The sequence below is a fragment of the Paenibacillus tyrphae genome (assembly GCF_024158745.1).
Taxonomy (GTDB): domain Bacteria; phylum Bacillota; class Bacilli; order Paenibacillales; family NBRC-103111; genus Paenibacillus_G; species Paenibacillus_G tyrfis_A.
In genome coordinates this window covers 199308-217849 of record NZ_JAMZAW010000002.1, presented here as the reverse complement: position 1 = coordinate 217849, position 18542 = coordinate 199308, and the positions used below count along the sequence as shown (strand labels likewise).

Annotated in this window: 21 protein-coding genes; 16 read left to right on the top strand and 5 right to left on the bottom strand. The window is 54.8% G+C overall.

Features of this window, described 5'->3' with window-relative positions; genetic code table 11:
* Positions 1-65: 65 nt before the first annotated feature.
* From NI000_RS03580 to NI000_RS03570, 3 genes are all read right to left on the bottom strand, one after another.
* Positions 66-542 (bottom strand): MarR family winged helix-turn-helix transcriptional regulator, encoded by a 477-nt coding sequence (locus NI000_RS03580; protein ID WP_253407769.1) that lies wholly within the window; start codon positions 540-542, stop codon positions 66-68.
* A gap of 229 nt (positions 543-771) precedes the next feature.
* On the bottom strand, positions 772-1188 hold the full coding sequence (locus NI000_RS03575; RefSeq protein WP_253407768.1) for an Lrp/AsnC family transcriptional regulator: 417 nt from the start codon (positions 1186-1188) through the stop codon (positions 772-774).
* 76 nt (positions 1189-1264) lie between these two features.
* A complete protein-coding gene (locus tag NI000_RS03570; RefSeq protein ID WP_253407767.1) occupies positions 1265-2038 on the bottom strand; it encodes an MBL fold metallo-hydrolase in 774 nt (257 codons plus the stop codon).
* 384 nt (positions 2039-2422) lie between these two features.
* Here NI000_RS03570 and NI000_RS03565 point away from each other — a divergent pair, with 384 nt between their 5' ends.
* The 5 genes from NI000_RS03565 (at position 2423) to NI000_RS03550 (ending at position 5056) form a co-directional block, all read left to right on the top strand.
* The gene (locus NI000_RS03565) at positions 2423-3418 is read left to right on the top strand and encodes a LacI family DNA-binding transcriptional regulator (protein ID WP_253407766.1); all 996 of its coding nucleotides are present in this window, start codon (positions 2423-2425) and stop codon (positions 3416-3418) included.
* Between the two features lie 159 nt (positions 3419-3577).
* Complete coding sequence (locus tag NI000_RS03560; RefSeq protein ID WP_253407765.1) at positions 3578-4339, top strand: tyrosine-protein phosphatase; 762 nt, start codon at positions 3578-3580, stop codon at positions 4337-4339.
* Between the two features lie 29 nt (positions 4340-4368).
* Positions 4369-4503 carry a hypothetical protein gene (locus NI000_RS36680; protein ID WP_301292312.1) on the top strand — a complete coding sequence of 45 codons (135 nt, stop codon included), beginning with the start codon at positions 4369-4371 and terminating at the stop codon, positions 4501-4503.
* On the top strand, positions 4500-4709 hold the full coding sequence (locus NI000_RS03555; protein WP_253407763.1) for a hypothetical protein: 210 nt from the start codon (positions 4500-4502) through the stop codon (positions 4707-4709). The genes NI000_RS36680 and NI000_RS03555 overlap by 4 nt, the downstream gene beginning before the upstream one ends.
* Positions 4710-4783: 74 nt before the next feature.
* Positions 4784-5056, top strand: coding sequence for a glycoside hydrolase family 3 N-terminal domain-containing protein (locus NI000_RS03550; RefSeq protein WP_253407762.1), 273 nt, complete (start codon positions 4784-4786; stop codon positions 5054-5056).
* Here NI000_RS03550 and NI000_RS03545 read toward each other — a convergent pair.
* Positions 4996-5358, bottom strand: a complete 363-nt coding sequence (locus NI000_RS03545) for an MmcQ/YjbR family DNA-binding protein (RefSeq protein WP_253407761.1) — start codon at positions 5356-5358, stop codon at positions 4996-4998. The two genes, NI000_RS03550 and NI000_RS03545, sit on opposite strands and share 61 nt — an antisense overlap.
* 234 nt (positions 5359-5592) lie before the next feature.
* Here NI000_RS03545 and NI000_RS03540 point away from each other — a divergent pair, with 234 nt between their 5' ends.
* From NI000_RS03540 to NI000_RS03500, 9 genes are all read left to right on the top strand, one after another.
* A complete protein-coding gene (locus NI000_RS03540; RefSeq protein ID WP_253407760.1) occupies positions 5593-6198 on the top strand; it encodes a pentapeptide repeat-containing protein in 606 nt (201 codons plus the stop codon).
* A 99-nt stretch (positions 6199-6297) separates the two neighbouring features.
* Positions 6298-6849: a tRNA (N6-threonylcarbamoyladenosine(37)-N6)-methyltransferase TrmO gene (tsaA, locus tag NI000_RS03535; protein ID WP_309247867.1), complete on the top strand. Its 552-nt coding sequence runs from the start codon at positions 6298-6300 to the stop codon at positions 6847-6849.
* Positions 6850-6875: 26 nt separating this feature from the next.
* The gene (locus tag NI000_RS03530) at positions 6876-7739 is read left to right on the top strand and encodes an AraC family transcriptional regulator (RefSeq protein ID WP_253407758.1); all 864 of its coding nucleotides are present in this window, start codon (positions 6876-6878) and stop codon (positions 7737-7739) included.
* Positions 7740-7882: 143 nt separating this feature from the next.
* Positions 7883-8815, top strand: coding sequence for a S66 peptidase family protein (locus NI000_RS03525; RefSeq protein ID WP_253407757.1), 933 nt, complete (start codon positions 7883-7885; stop codon positions 8813-8815).
* Between the two features lie 247 nt (positions 8816-9062).
* Complete coding sequence (locus NI000_RS03520; protein ID WP_253407756.1) at positions 9063-9959, top strand: hypothetical protein; 897 nt, start codon at positions 9063-9065, stop codon at positions 9957-9959.
* A 90-nt stretch (positions 9960-10049) separates the two neighbouring features.
* A complete protein-coding gene (locus NI000_RS03515; RefSeq protein ID WP_253407754.1) occupies positions 10050-10793 on the top strand; it encodes an ABC transporter ATP-binding protein in 744 nt (247 codons plus the stop codon).
* Positions 10786-11538: an ABC transporter permease gene (locus NI000_RS03510; protein WP_253407751.1), complete on the top strand. Its 753-nt coding sequence runs from the start codon at positions 10786-10788 to the stop codon at positions 11536-11538. Before NI000_RS03515 ends, NI000_RS03510 begins: the two co-directional genes overlap by 8 nt.
* 12 nt (positions 11539-11550) lie before the next feature.
* Positions 11551-13035, top strand: a complete 1485-nt coding sequence (locus NI000_RS03505) for a sensor histidine kinase (RefSeq protein WP_253407749.1) — start codon at positions 11551-11553, stop codon at positions 13033-13035.
* 3 nt (positions 13036-13038) lie between these two features.
* Positions 13039-13728: a response regulator transcription factor gene (locus NI000_RS03500; RefSeq protein ID WP_010492322.1), complete on the top strand. Its 690-nt coding sequence runs from the start codon at positions 13039-13041 to the stop codon at positions 13726-13728.
* Positions 13729-14073: 345 nt separating this feature from the next.
* Here the strand turns inward: NI000_RS03500 and NI000_RS03495 are convergent, their stop codons facing one another.
* Positions 14074-14979, bottom strand: coding sequence for a DMT family transporter (locus tag NI000_RS03495; protein WP_253407747.1), 906 nt, complete (start codon positions 14977-14979; stop codon positions 14074-14076).
* A 123-nt stretch (positions 14980-15102) separates the two neighbouring features.
* On the opposite strand from NI000_RS03495, the gene NI000_RS03490 reads away from it, so the two are divergent.
* Together NI000_RS03490 and NI000_RS03485 are read left to right on the top strand one after the other, a co-directional pair.
* On the top strand, positions 15103-15987 hold the full coding sequence (locus NI000_RS03490) for a LysR family transcriptional regulator (RefSeq protein WP_253407745.1): 885 nt from the start codon (positions 15103-15105) through the stop codon (positions 15985-15987).
* A 138-nt stretch (positions 15988-16125) separates the two neighbouring features.
* Positions 16126-18423, top strand: a complete 2298-nt coding sequence (locus NI000_RS03485) for a glycoside hydrolase family 95 protein (protein WP_253407743.1) — start codon at positions 16126-16128, stop codon at positions 18421-18423.
* Positions 18424-18542: the final 119 nt, after the last annotated feature.

Below are 18542 nucleotides of genomic sequence, written 5' to 3'. Positions count from 1 at the left end.
TCCCTCCAATTAGTACGATTTCGTAGTATTTAGTTAAAAAAATAGGGGCTGCGGTTCAAGCGAATTTAATCGTCTATCCGGATTTTCCGGACGGTGCGCTCGGACGGCACGCTGTCTTTATCTTCTTTGTACTGCAGCGCTTTGCCTACTTTGACCGCGAGCGTCAGAAACTGCTGCAGCTCCTCCGAGGAGAGAGCCGCCTGCACGCGGGCAAACATGTTTTCCATCATGGCTTTCGCCTGGCTTGCCAGCTTGCGGCCTTCGTCGGACAGCCTGACCAGAATGATGCGCTGGTCTTTGTCGGATTGATTGCGCTCGGCAAGACCTTTGCGGACCAGACGTTTCGTCAGGCTCGTCACCGTGCTGAGCGGCGCTCCCAGTTCCGCGGCCAGCTCCGACATGGTCAGCTCGCCGCGATATTCGAGGAACATGAGCGCGGAAATTTCGGAGCGGTTCAGCGTTTGCTCCAGCTCGGCCGCCTCCGCCATCAAGCTCATGGGCCGCAGACCGTGTTTGAAAAATAGCTCCAACATCTGCTCCATCAACGGCTGCATCCTCCAATGTACTGCGATAGTGATTTACTACGATATGGAACTAATTTACGGCTTCATTTTACTACGACTTCGTAATAATGGCAAGAGGGAGCTTTGCGTTTGAGTGAAAATGAAGCGGGGGAGAAGCTAAGTGGCGGTTAGGCGAGTGCAGCGGTTTGGTAGGAAAAAAAGAAATAGCGCCCCGCATTTCGGGGCGTTATCGGCGATGAAATTCCGTCTACTTTACTTTTCCGATGGCCAGATTGACCTTGTAGTTGCCGTACTGGAGGATCGCATCCAGCAAAACATTCAATGCGGCCGGGTCGGACACCGCGGCTTTAACCGTATAGCACCCTTCGCCGCTGATACGGTAAGCTTCGATCACTGACTCTTGTTCCTGAAGAAAGCTCTCGAAGCCGCTGTGATTCGTCGATTTCATAAATACCGTGATGATGGCAAGAACGGGGCGGCCCATTTTTGCCTCGTTCAGTTGAACGGTATAGGCTTGAATAATTCCCAGATCTTCCAGACGCTTGATCCGGTTTCCGACTGCTTGCCCCGACAAAAATACGTTTTCTCCGATCTCCTTCCACTGGATACGGGCATTTTGCCGAAGAAGGCGGATAATCTCAATATCGGTTTGATCCAATTCCATGAATACACCTACTTGTATGGAAGATTGCTCAAACCGATTGTACCGTGTCCGTTCGCCGGAAACAAGGTCCCCTCTGTTACACGCGCGATGAGGACGGATGGAAGCGGATGGACTCCCCGTCCTCCGGAACACGGACTCTTTCGGAGAGACCGAGCCCGGCAACATACGCTCTCAAATCTTCTCGCCGCAGAAGGCAATGGTTCAAAGCCTCCATATGAGCCACGATGACTTGAGCGTCCGGTACGGCGCTCGCAACCATCGCCACATCCTCTTCGTTCATCGTAATCGGTCCGCCCTGAAGGAATTGCGCGCTACCTCCGAACAGTAAGACGACGTCAGGCTTATGCTGTGCCAAGGCTTGCTCCACCTCCGGGCACCAGATCGTATCGCCGGCAATATAAAATACGGGCTCGCCGGGCGCATTTAGCACAAAGCCGGATACCGGCCCCATACGCTTGCCGATCTCGCCTGTGCCATGCTGGCCGGAGGTGCGTACGATGCTGACGGAATCCCACACTATGCCCGTTTCAATTGGCCGCACATCCCGAAAGCCCTGCTCCCGAAGCTTCCCGGCATCCTCCGGCTGGCAGAAAAAGACGATATCCTTTGGCAGCAGTGTCGCCGCGATGGCGTCGAAATGATCCGGGTGGGTATGGGTAAGCAGGACGGCGTCGGCTTGCAGCAGATAGGTTACGGGAACTTTAAGGTTCACGGTCGGGTTTGGAAAAGAATTCGGCGTATTCGCGATAGGAGGCATAGCTCCGGCCGGACTTAGCATCGGATCGATGAGCAGCTTCTTTCCGCCGTATTCGATATAATGCGTTGCGTTTCGAATGAGTTGAATTTCCATGGGAACGGTACCTCCATTTTTCTGCATTTGCTTTCTATCCGTATTGTAACGCCAAGCGGCCATGCTGCGGAACAATCCGGTGAAAGAGAAAAGCGTCTTTTGCTTTCGTGGCGGAAGAAAATGATGAGGAGCCGTCTTCCGCTCAATCGCTAAGCCGCATAGCGGCAGGTCCGACAGATGCGGCGCTGTCGAACGGCCGGATTATTCAAAAAAACACATTGCTATCGAAGGGGGAGGATGGTAATATAGGCTCACAAAAGTAAAGTATTGTTACATTTTTCCTAAATAGATGTCGCTTCTTGCCGCCATCCGGCGATTCGGTTTGCCTATTCCAAAAATTAAAGCGGTTTAATTTTCATAGCGCGTATCGGAAGGAGCCTACCCATGAAAGCAAGCATATACGACGTGGCCAGATATTGCGGGTTGTCCGTAGTGACCGTCTCTCGGGTGTTAAACAACACAGGCAACGTACGGGAAAAAAACCGGCGAAAGGTGCTGGACGCTATCGAGGTTTTGGATTACCGGCCTCATGCCGCAGCGCAAAGTCTTGCCCGGGGTCATACCCGCATTATCGGTTTGATCATGACTGCGCTGCATGATCGCTTTTTTGAGACGGTCGTCAATGAAATCAACCGCACGCTTGCCCGATACGGTTATTTTCTGGCGCTTTCCGTCGCGAACGATGTTCGTTCCCGCGAAAGTCACGATTTGATGCATGAAGACCGGGTGGACGGTTTGATTCTATTGTCTTTGCCGGAAGAGGACCGATATATTGCCCAATTGAAGAAGCGTAGTATTCCGTTCGTGCTCATCGATAATCAAAGACGGGATCACATGGTCCCATCGGTGCTGACGGATAATTACTACGGAGGCTACGAAGCGGCGAAGCACTTGCTCTCACTAGGCCATACCTCGATCGCCCACGTATGCGGGCCGGAATATTTCTTGAGCACGCGGGAGCGGAAGAGAGGCTTTTTGGATGCGCTCCGGGAGGCGGGACTTTCTCCGTTCGCCGTAGTGCAAGGGGACTACGAAATCGGATTCGGCTACGACACGGCAAAGTCATGGATCAGGAGCGGGAAGCTGCCTACGGCCGTATTCGCCGGTGACGACTATATCGCGGTCGGGATCGTAAACGCTTTGGCGGAAGAGGGGATGCGCGTGCCGGAGGCGATGTCCGTCATCGGATATGACGATCAGTACATTGCGTCCCGTCTTCGTCCTTATTTGACGACGGTTCGTCAGCCGGCGGAAAGCATCGGCCAGAGCTCCGTCGAACTGTTGCTCAAATGGATCGGAGCCGGCTCGACGGCAAGCGTCACGGTCGAATGGAAGCCCGAGTTGGTCGTCAGGGAATCGACGGCTGCGCTTAAAGCGTAAGTAGTATAGCAGCGGCATCCAACCGGATGCTGTTTTTCATTTACAATAATTAAACAAACGTTTACGTACCCAAATAAACTAAGTCTAAAATGAGATATGTATTAACTGATGGTTAAGTACTAATTACTATATGTCAATTTTCAGGGAGGCATAACAGATATGGACGATTTGATGAGACGCGTAAATTTTAGGGGGCTTGGAGGTTATCCGTCGGCGGCAGGCGGAAGGGTTAAATCGAACAAGCTGTTCCGTTCCGGCGAGCTGTCCGACCTGAAGCCGGAGGACGTTGAATATGTGCAATCGCTGGGCCTTTCGTTCATTTGCGATTTGAGATCGGAGGGGGAGCAGCAGGCGAAGCCGAACCCGGTCCTGGCGGGGGTGAAAAATATGAGCAATCCGGCCATGGGCGGTGCCGTAAATATGCAGAACTTATCCGACGTGTTCAAAACGATGGCTGCTAACGGACAGGGCGGCGCCCCGCTGCTTGAAGCCTACAAAAAATTTGTCACGGACCCTCAATCCCGGCAAGCTTACCGCACATTCGTCCGCTCCCTGTTGGAAGCCGAGGGCCGTCCCGTGTTGTGGCATTGTACGGCGGGCAAAGACCGCACCGGATTTGCTGCGGCTATTGTGCTTCTGCTATTGGAGGTTCCGATCGGGACGATCATGGAAGACTACATGAAGACAGCCGCTTACCGGCAGGAGGCCAACGAGAAGCTGATGGCGAAGGCCCGCGAGGCGATTCAAAACGAAGAACAGTTGACTTGGGTCCGTGCGCTGCTGGGCGTCAAGCCGGAGTACCTTTTGGCTTCCCTGGAAGAAATGCGGCGGGTTTACGGTTCGACCGACAACTATATCGTGGAAGGGTTAGGCATTTCCGACGAAGAGTGCAAGCTTTTGCAGGAATGGTATCTCGAATAATGGTTGAACGAGGAGAGGCGGCACATTCCATGTTTGATTTGCAAATCCTGCGCGGAAATCCGTTTTATCTTACGGATGAGGATATGGATTGGGTCAAGAGCACGTTAGAGACGATGACTCTGGAAGAAAAAAGGTCGGGCATTTATTTTGCATCCACGGCATGACAGACAGCCCGGAAGCTTTGGAGCAGATCTTGACGGGGATTCGGTCGGGAGGCTTTATGTTTCGGCCCGGACCGAAGGAAAAGATTCAAGCTGCCCACCGGTACCTTCAGGAGAAATCGAAGATTCCGCTGCTGCTTGCCGCCAACCTGGAGTATGGCGGAAGCGGCATTGCCACGGACGGGACGGTATTCACCAATCCGATGTAGGCTGCGGCGACCGGCGATGCGGAAACGGCCGCCCGGCTCGGGCTTATCGCGGCCCGCGAAGGGGCGGCTGTCGGGTGCAATTGGTCCTTTTTGCGCCGGTAGCCGATCTGGATATGAATTTCCGCAACCCGTTAACGAATATCCGGACGCTCGGTTCGAGCGCGCAGGTAGTGGCAGAGATGTCCGAACCTTATGTACGGGCTTGTCAGGATAACGGAAAAGTCCTGTGGACGCATTTTGCGGCAGCCGGGATGCCCGGTTCTGAGCGGTTTCACCATCCGTTTCGTCAACCGGCGTTGATCGCTTCTTTCACGGCTCTGGTCAGCTTGCGGTACACAAGCTGGTAAGACTCCTCCAGCATGTCCAGTACTTCGGTGTCCGGAACTTGGCCGTTCAGCACGACCGTGTTCCAGTGCCGCTTGTTCATATGGTAACCGGGAAGCACGGCGGTCGGATACGTTTGCCGTACGATCCAGACGTTGTCGGGATCGCATTTCAGATTGACGCTCGGAATGCCTTGATGGGTGCCGAGCAGAGCGAACATTTTGTCGCCGACGAACAGGACGGGTAGGTCCGGGTCGAAAGGATGCTTGAGGCTCGCTCCGGGCTTCTTCAGTCCGTATTCCATAAGACGGGTATGATCGATCATAAGTTAGCGACTCCTTGAGACATGTTTTTGCTCTATATTTTAACGTATAACCCCGGGTTTGTGCCAGAAGGGTAGAGGGGCGATCGGCCGTAATCTGCCATAGGATGAACTTGTCAGACCTAAACCTTGTTTCTTTTCCGATATCTGCTAAGATAAAAATAAGAACACTTGTTCTTGTTTTGTTCGGGTTTAGATCGCTTTTTTCCTACTATTCATAGGAATGGATGATATCGGATGTTTGAATATGTGGATCACTCGTTTACCGAAAAAGATTTTAGTCAAGCGGATTTTCGCGAGGGGGAGCTGCGCAACTGCACGTTCTCGCGCTGCCGGTTTCGCACCGCCCATTTGGAAGAGCTGTGGACGTCGGGCTGCCAGTTTATCGATTGCGATTTTACCGGGGCTCAGTTTAATGCGTCCGTTCATCATGGTTCGGCTTTTACGAACTGCCGATTTAGAGGGACGAATCTGTTTGTCGCCAAATTCGAGGAGTGCAAAATGGTCGGCTCCGACTTCTCCGAGGCGAGCTTCGACGGGAAAACCATCGATCGGGGCGACTGGTCGTACACTAGTCTGAGGCACGCCAATCTGTCCAAGCAGCACCTGAGAGGAGTCCGGTTCACGGAAGCCGATTTGTACGAATGCAATTTCGAAAAAGCGGACCTGCGGGAAGCCGATCTCACCCGCGCGCAGCTTGCCAAATGCAAGCTGTACGGAGCCGATCTGCGAGGCGCAAACCTGGATGGCGTCGATTTGAAGTCGCTTGAGGTCAAGGGCGCCCGGATGGACGCGGCGCAAGCGATCTTGTTTTTGCGCTCGCACGGCGCGAAGGTGGAATAAGGGCTACGAGGCATGGGATAAGGCTCGCGGGGTGACCTGCGGGCTGTTTGCCGTTGGATGTATCAAATGAAGTCAGGTTTCGTTCGATAACCGGGTGAAATGGCCCTTAACAGCACAAACAGGATCAGGAAAATAACAATGGGAGCCGGTACAATAAAGAAAAAGAAGAAGGGGATGATGAAGTTGCAGACGCAGGAAAGCAAATCATTTACAATAGTACCTGTCGGGTATGTTCAAGCGGAGAATGGGAAGATGAGCTTGAGCATTTTTGAACCATACGTACCGGCTCTTAAGGAATTGGCAGGCTTCAGCCATGCGCAGGTGCTTTGGTGGATTCATGAGTTCGATAACGCTGTCTACCGCCAAACGACTCGAATCGAGCCTCCTTACGATGCGCCTGTTACCGGGGTGTTTGCCACCCGTTCGCCCGTGCGACCCAACCCTATCGGTCTAAGCACCGTGAGAATCCATAAGGTCGACGAAAAATCAGGGAAGATCGAGATTTCGGAAATCGATGCTTATCCGGGCACTCCTATTCTTGATATTAAAGCGTATTTTCCCGGCTGCGATCGGGTGAAGAATGTGAAGGTGGCAGCATGGGCGAAAAATTGGCCCGAGTGGCTGCCGGAAGACGAAAATAAGGATGCGTAGCAGCCGATAAAGGGAGTTCGAGGATCATGAACAATAAGGACGTCATCTGTAAAGCCATTGAGTTTATCGAAGCGAACCTGAAAGAAGAGCTGTCGGTCATTGACGTGTCCAAAGAAATCGGCTATTCCTATCACCACTTTAGTCGGTTGTTTCATGGAATCACCGGACTCCCGGCCAGTGAATACATCTTAAAAAGAAGATTAACGGAAGCCGCCGATCAGTTGATTCACTCCAGAAGGAAAAGTATTGACATATCAACGGAATATCAATTTACGAATTATGAAACGTTTGTCCGGGCGTTCAAAAGGATGTTTGGCATTACGCCTTCCGAGCTGCGCAAGCAGAGCTTTGTTTACCCGCTCCACCGCTTCAGCAGGCTGCGGCAAGAAGACATTCGTTACAGAGACACGATCAGGGGCATAGAGCCCCAGATCGTGGAGCGGGGGGAGATTCGCATCGTGGGGCTGGTAGCCGTCGTTCAGCAATCCGCTCACCCGATCACGGAAGCCTGGTCCCGTTTGTTTCGGGAAACGGACCTTCCTGCGAGCCGGAACGTGCCCGAGAAGTATTATCAGCTCGGATTTTGGCCGACAAATTACGATATGAACGGTTTCTATGTTATGTGCGGTTTAGAGGTGGAGCGCATTACCGAGATTCCTCTGACGATGACCGCGAAAACCGTCCCCCCGGCCAAATATATCCGGTTTATCCATAAAGGGCTCTCCCGTCATGTTTCATTCACTTACAAGTACATTTATGAAACGTGGCTTCCCCAGTCGGAATATGCCTTGACCCTTCCTTATGAATTTGAATATTACGGATCTGCCTACCAAGGTCCCGACAACGAAGATTCCGAAACGGAAATTTACATTCCGATAGAGCTGATTTAATGGAAACGGGCCTTCCTGGTTTTCGGATTGCTTCTGATAAATCATTTTTATCTGCAGCGCAAAATAGGGATGCCCGGATACGTGCCCCCATATACTTGAAAAGACGGAAGTCGCACGACGCTTTGGGAGAGGAAGGTGGGCATATGGCCATTAGACCGCCTGCGCTGCAAAGAGGTGATACCATCGGAGTCGTTGCCATGGGCAGTCCGTTGGAGGCTGACGTGATCGATGCGCATGTCCAGGTGTTGAGAGGGATGGGGTTTCAGGTCGTCTTGGGAAGGTATGCATATGCCCGTAACGGTTTCCTTGCCGGTACCGACCAAGAGCGGGCGTACGACTTGATGACGATGTTCGCCAATCCGCAGATTAATATGATTCTTCCTACCCGCGGCGGCGTAGGCGTGGCCGGTATGCTGCCTTACCTCGATTTCGGCATCATCCGATGCAATCCGAAAATCATTACCGGCTACAGCGACGTGACGTTTCTTCTAAACGCGCTGTATTACTATAGCGGGCTCATCGCCTTTCACAGCCTCATGCTGATTGATTTCAAACCGGATACCCCCGCGTATAATTTTGACCAGTTTTTTACCGCCGTGTCGTCGTTGTCTTCTTATCGGCCTATTTTAAATCCGCCGAATGTTCCGCTGGTCAGCCGTGTACCGGGGAATGTGACCGGACCGATTGTCGGCGGCAATCTGACCTCTGTGGTCGATACATTGGGTACGCCTTACGAGATCGATACAAGAGGAAAGGTGTTGTTTCTGGAAGAAACCCACGAGCCGGCCAATACGGTATACAGGTATTTAAATCATTTGAAGCTGGCCGGGAAGTTCCAAGACTGTCTTGGCATCATCATGGGCGAATGCACGGATTGTCCGGTCGCCTACGGCAAGTCTTATGAAGATGTAATCAACGAATTCGTCGTTCCTCTCGGCAAGCCCCTGCTGACGAATCTCGCGACCGGACACGGCCACTATAAAGCCGCGATTCCTATCGGGGCTACGGTGAACCTGAATACGTTCAACAGCACGCTAACCGTGCTTGAACCGGCGGTTAGCGTTCGGCAGACATAAGTCTGATAGACTTAACAACGCTGCCGGTATCTTGTTAAATCGTAGCCAGATCCCACCACTCCGGATCAGAACGATCCGGGGTTTTTTCGTATTCCCGGGGGGAATCGTGCGACCGGTTAATAAAGTTTTAATGAATTGTTTAGAAACGGCTAATCCCCGTTTTCTAGAATGTTTAGCTCTTCCGGTTAGGATGGAAGTATGGAAGCCGGAGATGCTTTCAAACCCCAATCCCAAGGAGGAAGAAACCATGAACAAACGAATCGCATTAACCGGAGTCAGCGTAGCCGTCGGAAGCCTGCTTTTGATCGGTTCCGCCTATGCGGGGCTTGGAGACGCCCCGGGGTACGACGCTTACAAATCGGCCGTCAAGCAAACGTTCGCGGTACAAAACGTGACGAAGCAAATGAATGTGACGGTGAAGGATAACGGAACGAAGTTGCTCGACGTGCAGTCGACCGTTAAAGCCGATAAGGCGAAGGACGAAATGAGCGCGGAAATCAACCTCAACGGCGGCGGAGCAAGTCAGGGAGTTAGCCTCTACCACCAGGACGGCAAGCAAATCGTCAAAGCGAGCGACAACGACGTATACAACATCATAGAAGGAAAAGAGTGGAAGGGGAAAGCGGGCCAACACCGGGGGCAAGCTCCGGACGGCATTGGCGCCGAAGTCGAGAATGTCGTCGACGCGCTGGTCGGCAATCTGAAGGATTATGTCACCCTGTCGCCGCAAGCGGACGGGACGAAGAACATCGCGATGCAGCTGAGCGGAAGCCAAATTCCGGCGGTGGCGAATGCGATCGGATCGCTTGTGGTGAAGCAGGCTGCAAACGCAGAAGGGCATCATAACGGTGTTCAAGGGCCTTTCGGCGATAAGCTCCAGGGACTCCACGACAGCATGCCGAAGCTGACGCAGGACGTGAAGATCGACAAGTTCGATCTGGCTGCCAAAGTCAACGCGGACAACCGGATCGAGAAGCAGGAAATGACGCTGACGATCAGCGGCAAGGATGCACAAGGCGTTTCCCATGAAGTCGTCGTTGCCGCCGATTTCGGCTTGTCCAACTTCAACGGCACGACGCCGGACCACATCGATCTGAACGGCAAGCAAGTGAAGACGATCGATGTGAAAAAACACGGAGAATAAGCACGGTACCTGCGGCGGGACGAGGGGCGGCCCGAGCTGCCCTTCGCCGTCCGCGACCAGCTTGAGCTTCGATAATAAGGAGATGAGCCGATGGAAGCTGTCCTGGAGCTAAATGGATTGACTAAAATTTATGCCAACCGGCGCGGCGTGGAAAATATTACGCTGCAAGTGCAGCGTGGAGATATTTACGGATTTTTCGGGCCGAACGGAGCCGGTAAAACGACCGTAATGAAGATCATTGCCGGACTGTGCCGGGCGGATCGGGGGCAGGTGCGCTTGTTCGGGCAAGATGCCTCAGCCGACTTCGTGAAAGCGATGAGCAAGGTGGGCGTGCTTATCGAAACGGCGGACGCTTACGATTACATGAGCGGCTACAAAAATTTGGAGCTCGCCGCCCGGTTTTACCCGCAGCTGCCCCGCAAACGGATCGACGAGGTGCTGGAACTGGTCGGGCTCGCCGCCTTCAAGCACGAGAGAGTAAGCCAATACTCGCTAGGCATGAAGCAGCGCTTGGGCGTAGCCGCCGCGATCCTGTCCGAGCCGGAGCTGCTTATCCTGGATGAGCCGACGAACGGACTCGATATCGAGGGCATGGTGGAGATGCGCGAATTGATCGCCCGGCTGGCCCGCGAGCAGCACATTACGTTTTTCTTATCCAGTCATCTGATTACGGAGATGGAGCAGTTGTGCAGCCGGATCGGCATTTTGTATAACGGAAGACTGGTTCGGGAAGATTTCGTAGCGGATATTGTCCGCGGCGCGAACCCGATGACACTGGAGAATTATTTTATGGAGCAAGTGCGCGAAGAAAGGAGGGCGGAAGTCCATGCCTAGTTTTTATGCGAATACGGTAAACGAGCTGGCAAAGCTGCTGGCCCGACGCAAAACGATTGTTTTTCTCGTCCTGACCGCCCTGATCCCGATTGCTGCGGCAGCTGCCGCCTCGCGGCTTCAATTCGGCTTCGGCGTAGCGGCGCTGACCTCTGCGGATTTCCCGGTCGTCCTGCTGGGCTTTTACACAGCCATTTACTTGCCGCTGCTGCTCTTTATGACGGCGTCCGACATGTTCGCCGGAGAAGCGGGCGACAAGACGATGAAGCTGCTTCTAACGCGGCCGATCACAAGATTTCAAGCGTTCACGTCCAAGCTGGCCGCCATGCTCGGGTATACGGCGCTGCATCTGGCGATCGCCTTTGTCGTATCGGTGGCAAGCCTTCTGTTTCTGGGCGGCGGGGGTGCGGTTGTGCAGGGACTGGGCCGGACGGCTGCTGCTTATGTCACGGCGCTGCTGCCTCTGTTCACGCTCGGACTGGCCGCGGCTTTTATCGCCCAATTTTTCAAAAACGGCAGCGGCGCGCTGACGGTTTGCATTCTGCTGTACGCTTCGGCAAAGCTCGGCGCTTACTTCGTGCCCGCGCTGGCGGTATACACCCCTGCGGCTTACACCGACTGGCATATGCTATGGCTCGGAGCCTCCGTGGCGTCCGGTAAAATCCTGAACGTCTTTATGTTTCTGGCCGCTTGTTGTATATTGTTTTTTACAGGAGGCTATACCCTATTCGAGCGAAAACAATATTAGGAGACCAAAGCGATGTCCATCAAAGTCCGGTTGGTACTATCCTATTTCTTGATGCTTATCGTGCCGGTCATCCTTGCCGGCGTCGCGTTTTTGATCATTGTCGCCGCTTTTTTTGGCGACGTCAAGTCGCTGTACAACGTCGATATGAAGAGCCACAATGCCATCGAGGAAGTGATCGAGAAGGAAGCCGCCGTCAGTGCCGAATTAAAGCTCAAGACGACGGAAGATCCGGACTCCCTGCTGGACCCGGCAGTCGTGGCGCAGTTCGAAGAGCGGCTGAAGCCGATTAATATGGGGCTGGTCATCCGCAAGCAGGAGAGCGTCGCCTACGTCTCGGAGAAGCTGAACAAGCCGGGGCTGCTTCGCAATTTGCCGCCGTACGGGGTGGCGGATTCGGATCGCAACGGCCGGACGATGAAGGACCGGGGTCCGTGGTTCTTATCCCGGCAGTACGATTTCCGGTTCAAGGACGGCAGTCCGGGGAGTGTTTTTGTCGCCACAGACATGAATTTTATCGGCAAGTTTGCCCGCACCTACACCTCGGCGTTTTTTATTTCGCTGCTCGTTATTCTCGTGTTGACCAACGGCTTGCTGACGTATTGGGTATCGCGCAGCGTAATTCGTCCGCTTCGTCAATTGCAGCGGGCGGCAGGCGAAATCCGCGAAGGCAATCTCGACTTTGAAGTCAATCCGCAGGCGAAGGACGAGATCGGCGAACTGGCGGTGTCCTTCGAGCAGATGCGCCGGAGGCTGAAGCAATCCGTCGAAGTGCAGCTCAAGTACGAAGAGAATCGCAAGGAGCTTATTTCCAACATCTCGCACGATCTGAAGACGCCCGTGACCGCCATTAAAGGCTATGTCGAAGGCATTATGGACGGCGTATCGAACTCGCCGGATAAGCTTGACAAATATTTGAAGACGATTTATGCCAAAGCCGTTCAGATGGATCATCTGATCGACGAACTGTTTTTGTTCTCCAAGCTGGATTTGAAGAAGCTGCCGTTTCATTTTGAACCGGTTAACTTGAACGCTTTTTTGCGGGACTGCACCCTCGACATGCAGCTGCACGCCGACATTGAAAAGAAAGGCGTCACGCTTCGGTTCGACGTTCCGGAGGCGCAAGCTCCGGTGTGGGTTACGGCCGACCGGGAGAAGCTGAAGCGGGTGCTGGTCAATTTGATCGGCAACGCCATCAAATATATGGATAAGGATGAGGGACTCATCACGCTGCGGATGCGGTCCGACGGCGAACGGGTCATCGTGGAGGTAAGGGACAACGGTCAAGGCATTCCGCCGGAGGCGCTGCCGCATATTTTCGACCGGTTTTACCGGGCGGACCCGTCACGGAACAGCGGTACCGGTGGCAGCGGGCTGGGTCTTGCCATTGCGAAGCATATTATCGAGGAGCACGGCGGCGTCATTCAGGCCAAAAGTACGCTTGGCGAAGGCACGAGCATTTATTTTACGCTCCATCAAATTACGGGCGGCGAGGGCTGAGCGATGAAAAATATTTTAATTATCGAAGACGAAACGAGCATTGCCGAGCTGGAAAGGGATTATCTCGAAATTAACGGGTATCAGGTCGATATGGAGCACAGCGGGGATGAGGGACTGAAGAAGGCGCTCACGGGGAATTACGATCTGATCATTCTCGATCTGATGCTGCCCAAAGTAGACGGCTTCGAGATATGCCGGAAAATCCGCGACAAGCACGATATTCCGATTCTGATGGTGTCCGCGAAAAAGGAAGAGATCGATAAAATCCGCGGCCTTGGCCTCGGCGCCGACGATTACATCATCAAGCCGTTCAGTCCGGGCGAGCTAGTCGCCCGCGTGAAGGCGCATTTGTCGCGCTACGAGCGGCTGCTCGGCAGCCGGGCTCCGCAGACGGAGGAAATCCGCATCCGCGGCCTCCTCATCGACAAGTCGTCCCGCCGCGTGTTCGTGAACAATCAGGAAGTGACATTTACAACGCGGGAGTTCGATCTGCTGACGTTTCTCGCTTCCAATCCGAACCGCGTGTTCAGCAAGGACCAACTGTTCGAGCACATTTGGGGCTACGATTCGGTCGGCGATATCGCGACCGTCACCGTGCACATCCATAAGCTGCGGGACAAAATCGAGCAGGACCCGTCCAATCCGCAGTATATCGATACGATCTGGGGCGCGGGTTACCGGTTTAAGATTTGAAGCGAAATGAAAAGATCCCGCCCATGCTCTCAGAAGGAGCAGGCGGGATCTTGTGGTTTGCGAGAGTGCGCGGGGCGTGCTTAATGGGACTGACTGCACCATGCAGGGCCGTGACGCCGCGGCCGGGAAAGTGTGCGGTACGAAAATTAGAGGAACCCAGGTGCGCTATCGTACCTTTTTGCCTCGGATCGTGAATGATAGAGGAACACATGTTCCTCTATGCTTGTCAAAAAATATAATTTTCCCTCCGCACGGACAGGTTAGCGCATCGCAGATGTCTTATTTTTCAAAACGCTGGTGTTTCGCTGTAGTTAAGACATCCGTGTTCCTCTATATTCTTCCAAGCTACTTGCTTACCGGCCGGTGCTTCTTGACGGCGAGCCGCTTCCCGTCGAGCAGCTTCTTCACATCGGTCTGTGCGAGAAATACGCTGAGCAGCAGCAGCGCCGCGCCGACGTACCCTCTGGACGTCAACGTTTCCCCTGCGAAAACAAAAGCGAAAATCGCAGCGAACAACGGCTCGATGCCGAAAATTAGCGCCGTGCGTGTAGGCGAGGCATATTTTTGCACGGTGGCTTGCAGCACAAAAGCGACGGCGCTGCATAAGACGCTCAGGCCGAGGATCGATGTCCACGCATCGAATGTATCCGGCAGCTTCGGCGTCTCCATCAGGAAGGAGAAGGATAGCGCCCACAATCCGGCAAATCCGAGCTGCAGCACGCCGAGGGCGATCGCATCCCCCTGTTTGACGACCGAGCCCGTAACAAGCATATGCACGGCGAACAGCAGCGAACCGAGCATGCAGTAAATATCCCCTTGATTGATCGTCAGCGACGAGGTTAGCGTCAGCAGGCCGATCCCGACGATGGCGAGTCCGATGCACAGAAGCAAGCGAGCCTCCGGTTTTTTCCTCAGGAAAAGGATCGACAATATAGGAACGAAGATCACCGAAAGACCGACGAGAAAGCCTGCGTTCGAAGCGGAGGTCGACCTGACCCCGAAGGTGATGAACACGAAGCTGAGAAACAAGATCGAGCCTAGCACAAAAGCCGAACTCAACGTCGACCAACTGGCGCTCCGTACCCGCTTATGAAAAACAAGCGCCGACAGCAGAAATGCAATCAGCAGCCGCAAAGCAATAAGATTAAATGTCTCTAGCGATTGCAATCCGACTTTGGTAAACAAATAAGAGGACGCCCATAGCATCGTCGCTCCCAGCATCATCAAATCCGCTTTAATTTCCGTTCTCATCTGTCCGGCTCCCAACACGATATGTATTTACACATCGATTAGTATAACGGTACACTATGAATAAGAAAAATGAATGTTTATCATATAATATGTGAATTATTTTCATGAAAAGGAAGACGATCCATGTCATTGGCGAAATACGAAGTATTCAGCACTGTCGTTGAGTTAGGGAGTCTGACCCGGACGGCCGAGAAGCTCGGACTGACCCAATCGGCGGTCAGCCATGCCATCGCCAGTCTGGAGTCCGAATGGGGCTTTGCCCTGCTGACCCGGGGACGCGCAGGGATCGGGCTGACGCCGAACGGAGCGCGCGTGCTGAAGCATGTCCGGGACATTATCCAGCGAAGCGAGCTGCTCAAGCAGGAGGTCGCTTCGATTCAGGGGCTGGAGACCGGTACGGTGCGGATCGGCACCTTCACGAGCATTTCCACCCAGTGGCTGCCCGGCATCATGAAGCGGTTCCAGGCGGAGCACCCGGCCATCGAGATTAAGCTGCTGGAGGGCGACTACGACGAAATTAACGATTGGATTACGAGCGGCGCGGTCGATTTCGGCTTCGTTTCGTTAACGGCGGCCCGGCCTTTCGACATCATTCCGCTGACCAAGGACAACTTGCTCTGCATCGTGCCGGACGAGTCTCCTTATCGCGAGATGAACGTCATGTCGCTGGCCCAGCTGCAAGCGGAGCCGTTCATTATGCCGAAGTGGGGCAAGGAAAGCGACCTGCTGCGCATCATCAAAATCAACCGGCTGTCGCTGAACATCAAATACGAGGTGCTGGAAGATCAAGCGATCATGGCGATGGTGAAAAACGGGCTCGGGATCAGCATTTTGCCGGCGATGGTGCTGTACGAAGCGCTGGACGGCATTCACATGATCGGTCTCGAAGGCGACCCGTACCGCACGATTGTGCTCGCGGCCGTATCCTTCAAGCACCTTTCACCGGCTGCGCGAAAGTTCAAAAAGCATATCGTGTCGTGGCTGAGCGAGCAGCAAGTATCGCTTTGACGTTATGCCGTACGTAAGTCCGGATTGCGGGCGTGTCCCTGATCCGGACCTTATTTTTGTCCAAATGCATCGTAAGAAAGTACATATCCCAGCGCCGAGCTATCGGCTACAATAATTAGAATAGGGGAGGGATGACGGATGAAGGAATGTTCCAGCCGATTGGCGCTGTGGTATTCGGCTCCGGCCCGCAGGTGGGAGGAGGCGCTTCCGATCGGGGGCGGCCGGCTCGGTGGCATGGTATTCGGCACGGTGGGGCAGGACAAAATTCAATTAAACGAAGATTCCGTCTGGTACGGCGGACCGAAAAAAGCGAATAACCCCGACGCGCGGGTGAACGTGCCGGAAATCAGGCTGCTGCTGATGGAAGGAAAGCAGCAGGAAGCGGAGCATTTGGCCCGGATGGCGTTGATGTCTGCGCCTAAATATTTGCATCCGTACCAGCCGCTCGGCGATCTGCTTCTGTACATGCTCGGGCACGATAAGCCACCGCAAGCCTACAAACGGGAGCTCGATCTGGAGCGGGCTCTTGTACAGGTCCGTTATGAAATGGACGGCGTCCGCTATACGCGGGAATATTTCAGCAGTGCGGCCCATCAGGTGCTGGCCGTCAGACTGACGGCTGACCGGCCGGGAAGCCTCACGTTCAGTACGCATATGATGCGCCGCCCGTTCGATATGGGCAGCCAAAAATATGGCGAAGATACGATGATCATGTACGGCGAGTGCGGTACGGACGGCGTCCGCTTCAGCTCGGTCTTGAAAGCGATTGCCGAGGGCGGCAGCGTGAAGCCGATCGGCGACTTTATCTCGGTGGAGGGCGCAGATGCGGTGACCCTGCTGCTTTCGGCGGGCACGACGTTTCGGCATGACGATCCGAAAGCCGTCTGCCTGGAGCAGATAGCAAGGGCGGCATCGCTGCCGTACGAAGAGTTGAAGTGTGCGCATACGGAAGATTACGTCCGCTATTTCCGGCGGGTCGGATTGGAGCTGGCGAAGCCGGAGCCGGATCAGGCGGCGTCTCTGCCGACGGACGAGCGGCTGCAGCGCGTGAAGGAGGGGCATGACGATCCGGGATTGGTGGAAACATTTTTCCAATTTGGGCGGTATTTGCTGCTGTCGTGTTCGCGTCCGGGCTCGCTCGCAGCCACGCTGCAGGGCATATGGAACGATAACTACACGCCGCCCTGGGAATCGAAGTTTACGATTAATATCAACACGCAGATGAACTACTGGCCTGCGGAAGTGTGCCATTTGAAGGAATGCCACGAGCCGTTGTTCGACTTGATCGAGCGGATGCGAGAAAGCGGCCGGGTCACGGCCCGGGAGGTATACGGCTGCGGCGGCTTTATGGCGCATCACAACACGAATCTGTGGGGCGATACACATGTGGAGGGCATTCCGGTCAGCGCCTCGATATGGCCGATGGGCGCAGCCTGGCTGTCGCTTCATCTATGGGAGCACTACCGTTTCGGGCTTGACCGGTCTTTCTTGGCGGACCGGGCGTATCCGGTCATGAAGGAAGCGGCGGAGTTCCTGCTGGACTATTTGCTGGAGGACGGGCAGGGACGGCTATTGTCGGGACCGTCCATATCGCCCGAGAACAAGTTCGTGCTGCCAAGCGGAATCACCGGCAATCTATGCATGGCGCCCGCGATGGATTCGCAGATCGCATTCACTTTGTTCGAGGCGTGCCGGGAAGCGGCGGCAGCGCTCGGTATGGACGAGGCGTTCCGCCAACAGCTCGCGGAGGCCATGACGAAGCTGCCAAAGCCCGAGATCGGACGGCATGGCCAGATCATGGAGTGGCTGGAGGATTACGAGGAAGCCGACCCGGGCCATCGCCACATCTCACAGCTGTTCGCGCTGCACCCCGGCGAGATGATTCATCTTCACCGCACGCCGGATCTGGCGGAAGCAGCCAAGCGGACGCTGGAGCGCCGTCTCGCGCACGGCGGAGGGCATACCGGCTGGAGCCGGGCGTGGATTATCAACTTCTGGGCGCGGCTCGGCGAAGGCGACAAGGCGTACGACAACGTAGCGGCGCTGCTCGCCAAGTCGACGTACCCGAACCTGTTCGACGCGCATCCCCCGTTCCAGATTGACGGCAACTTCGGCGGCACGGCCGGGATCGCGGAAATGCTGCTGCAGTCTCACGGGGGGGAGCTGGCGCTGCTGCCGGCGCTGCCGAAGGCTTGGCCGTCGGGCCGCGTCTACGGGCTGCGGGCGCGCGGCGGCTACGAGGTCGGCCTGACTTGGGACGACCATCGGCTGACGGAAGCGATAATTCGCGCCGGACACAGCGGCACCTGCCGGATTCGGACGCAGACGGCGGTGTCGGCCGTGGTGGCGGACGACGAAGCAGCGACGTTCGAGGTCCGCGACGGCGTTCTGGTATTTGAGGCGGAAGGCGGGCGGACGTACGTGCTGAAGGGGTAGAGGAAGCCTGCCGACGAGCGAAGGACAGTCGACCGCAAGGAAGCGCAGTCAACCGCAAGCTATCATACTAAAGGGCAAGGGACGAATTCCGGAACCGCCGGAAGCGTACCTTGCCCTTT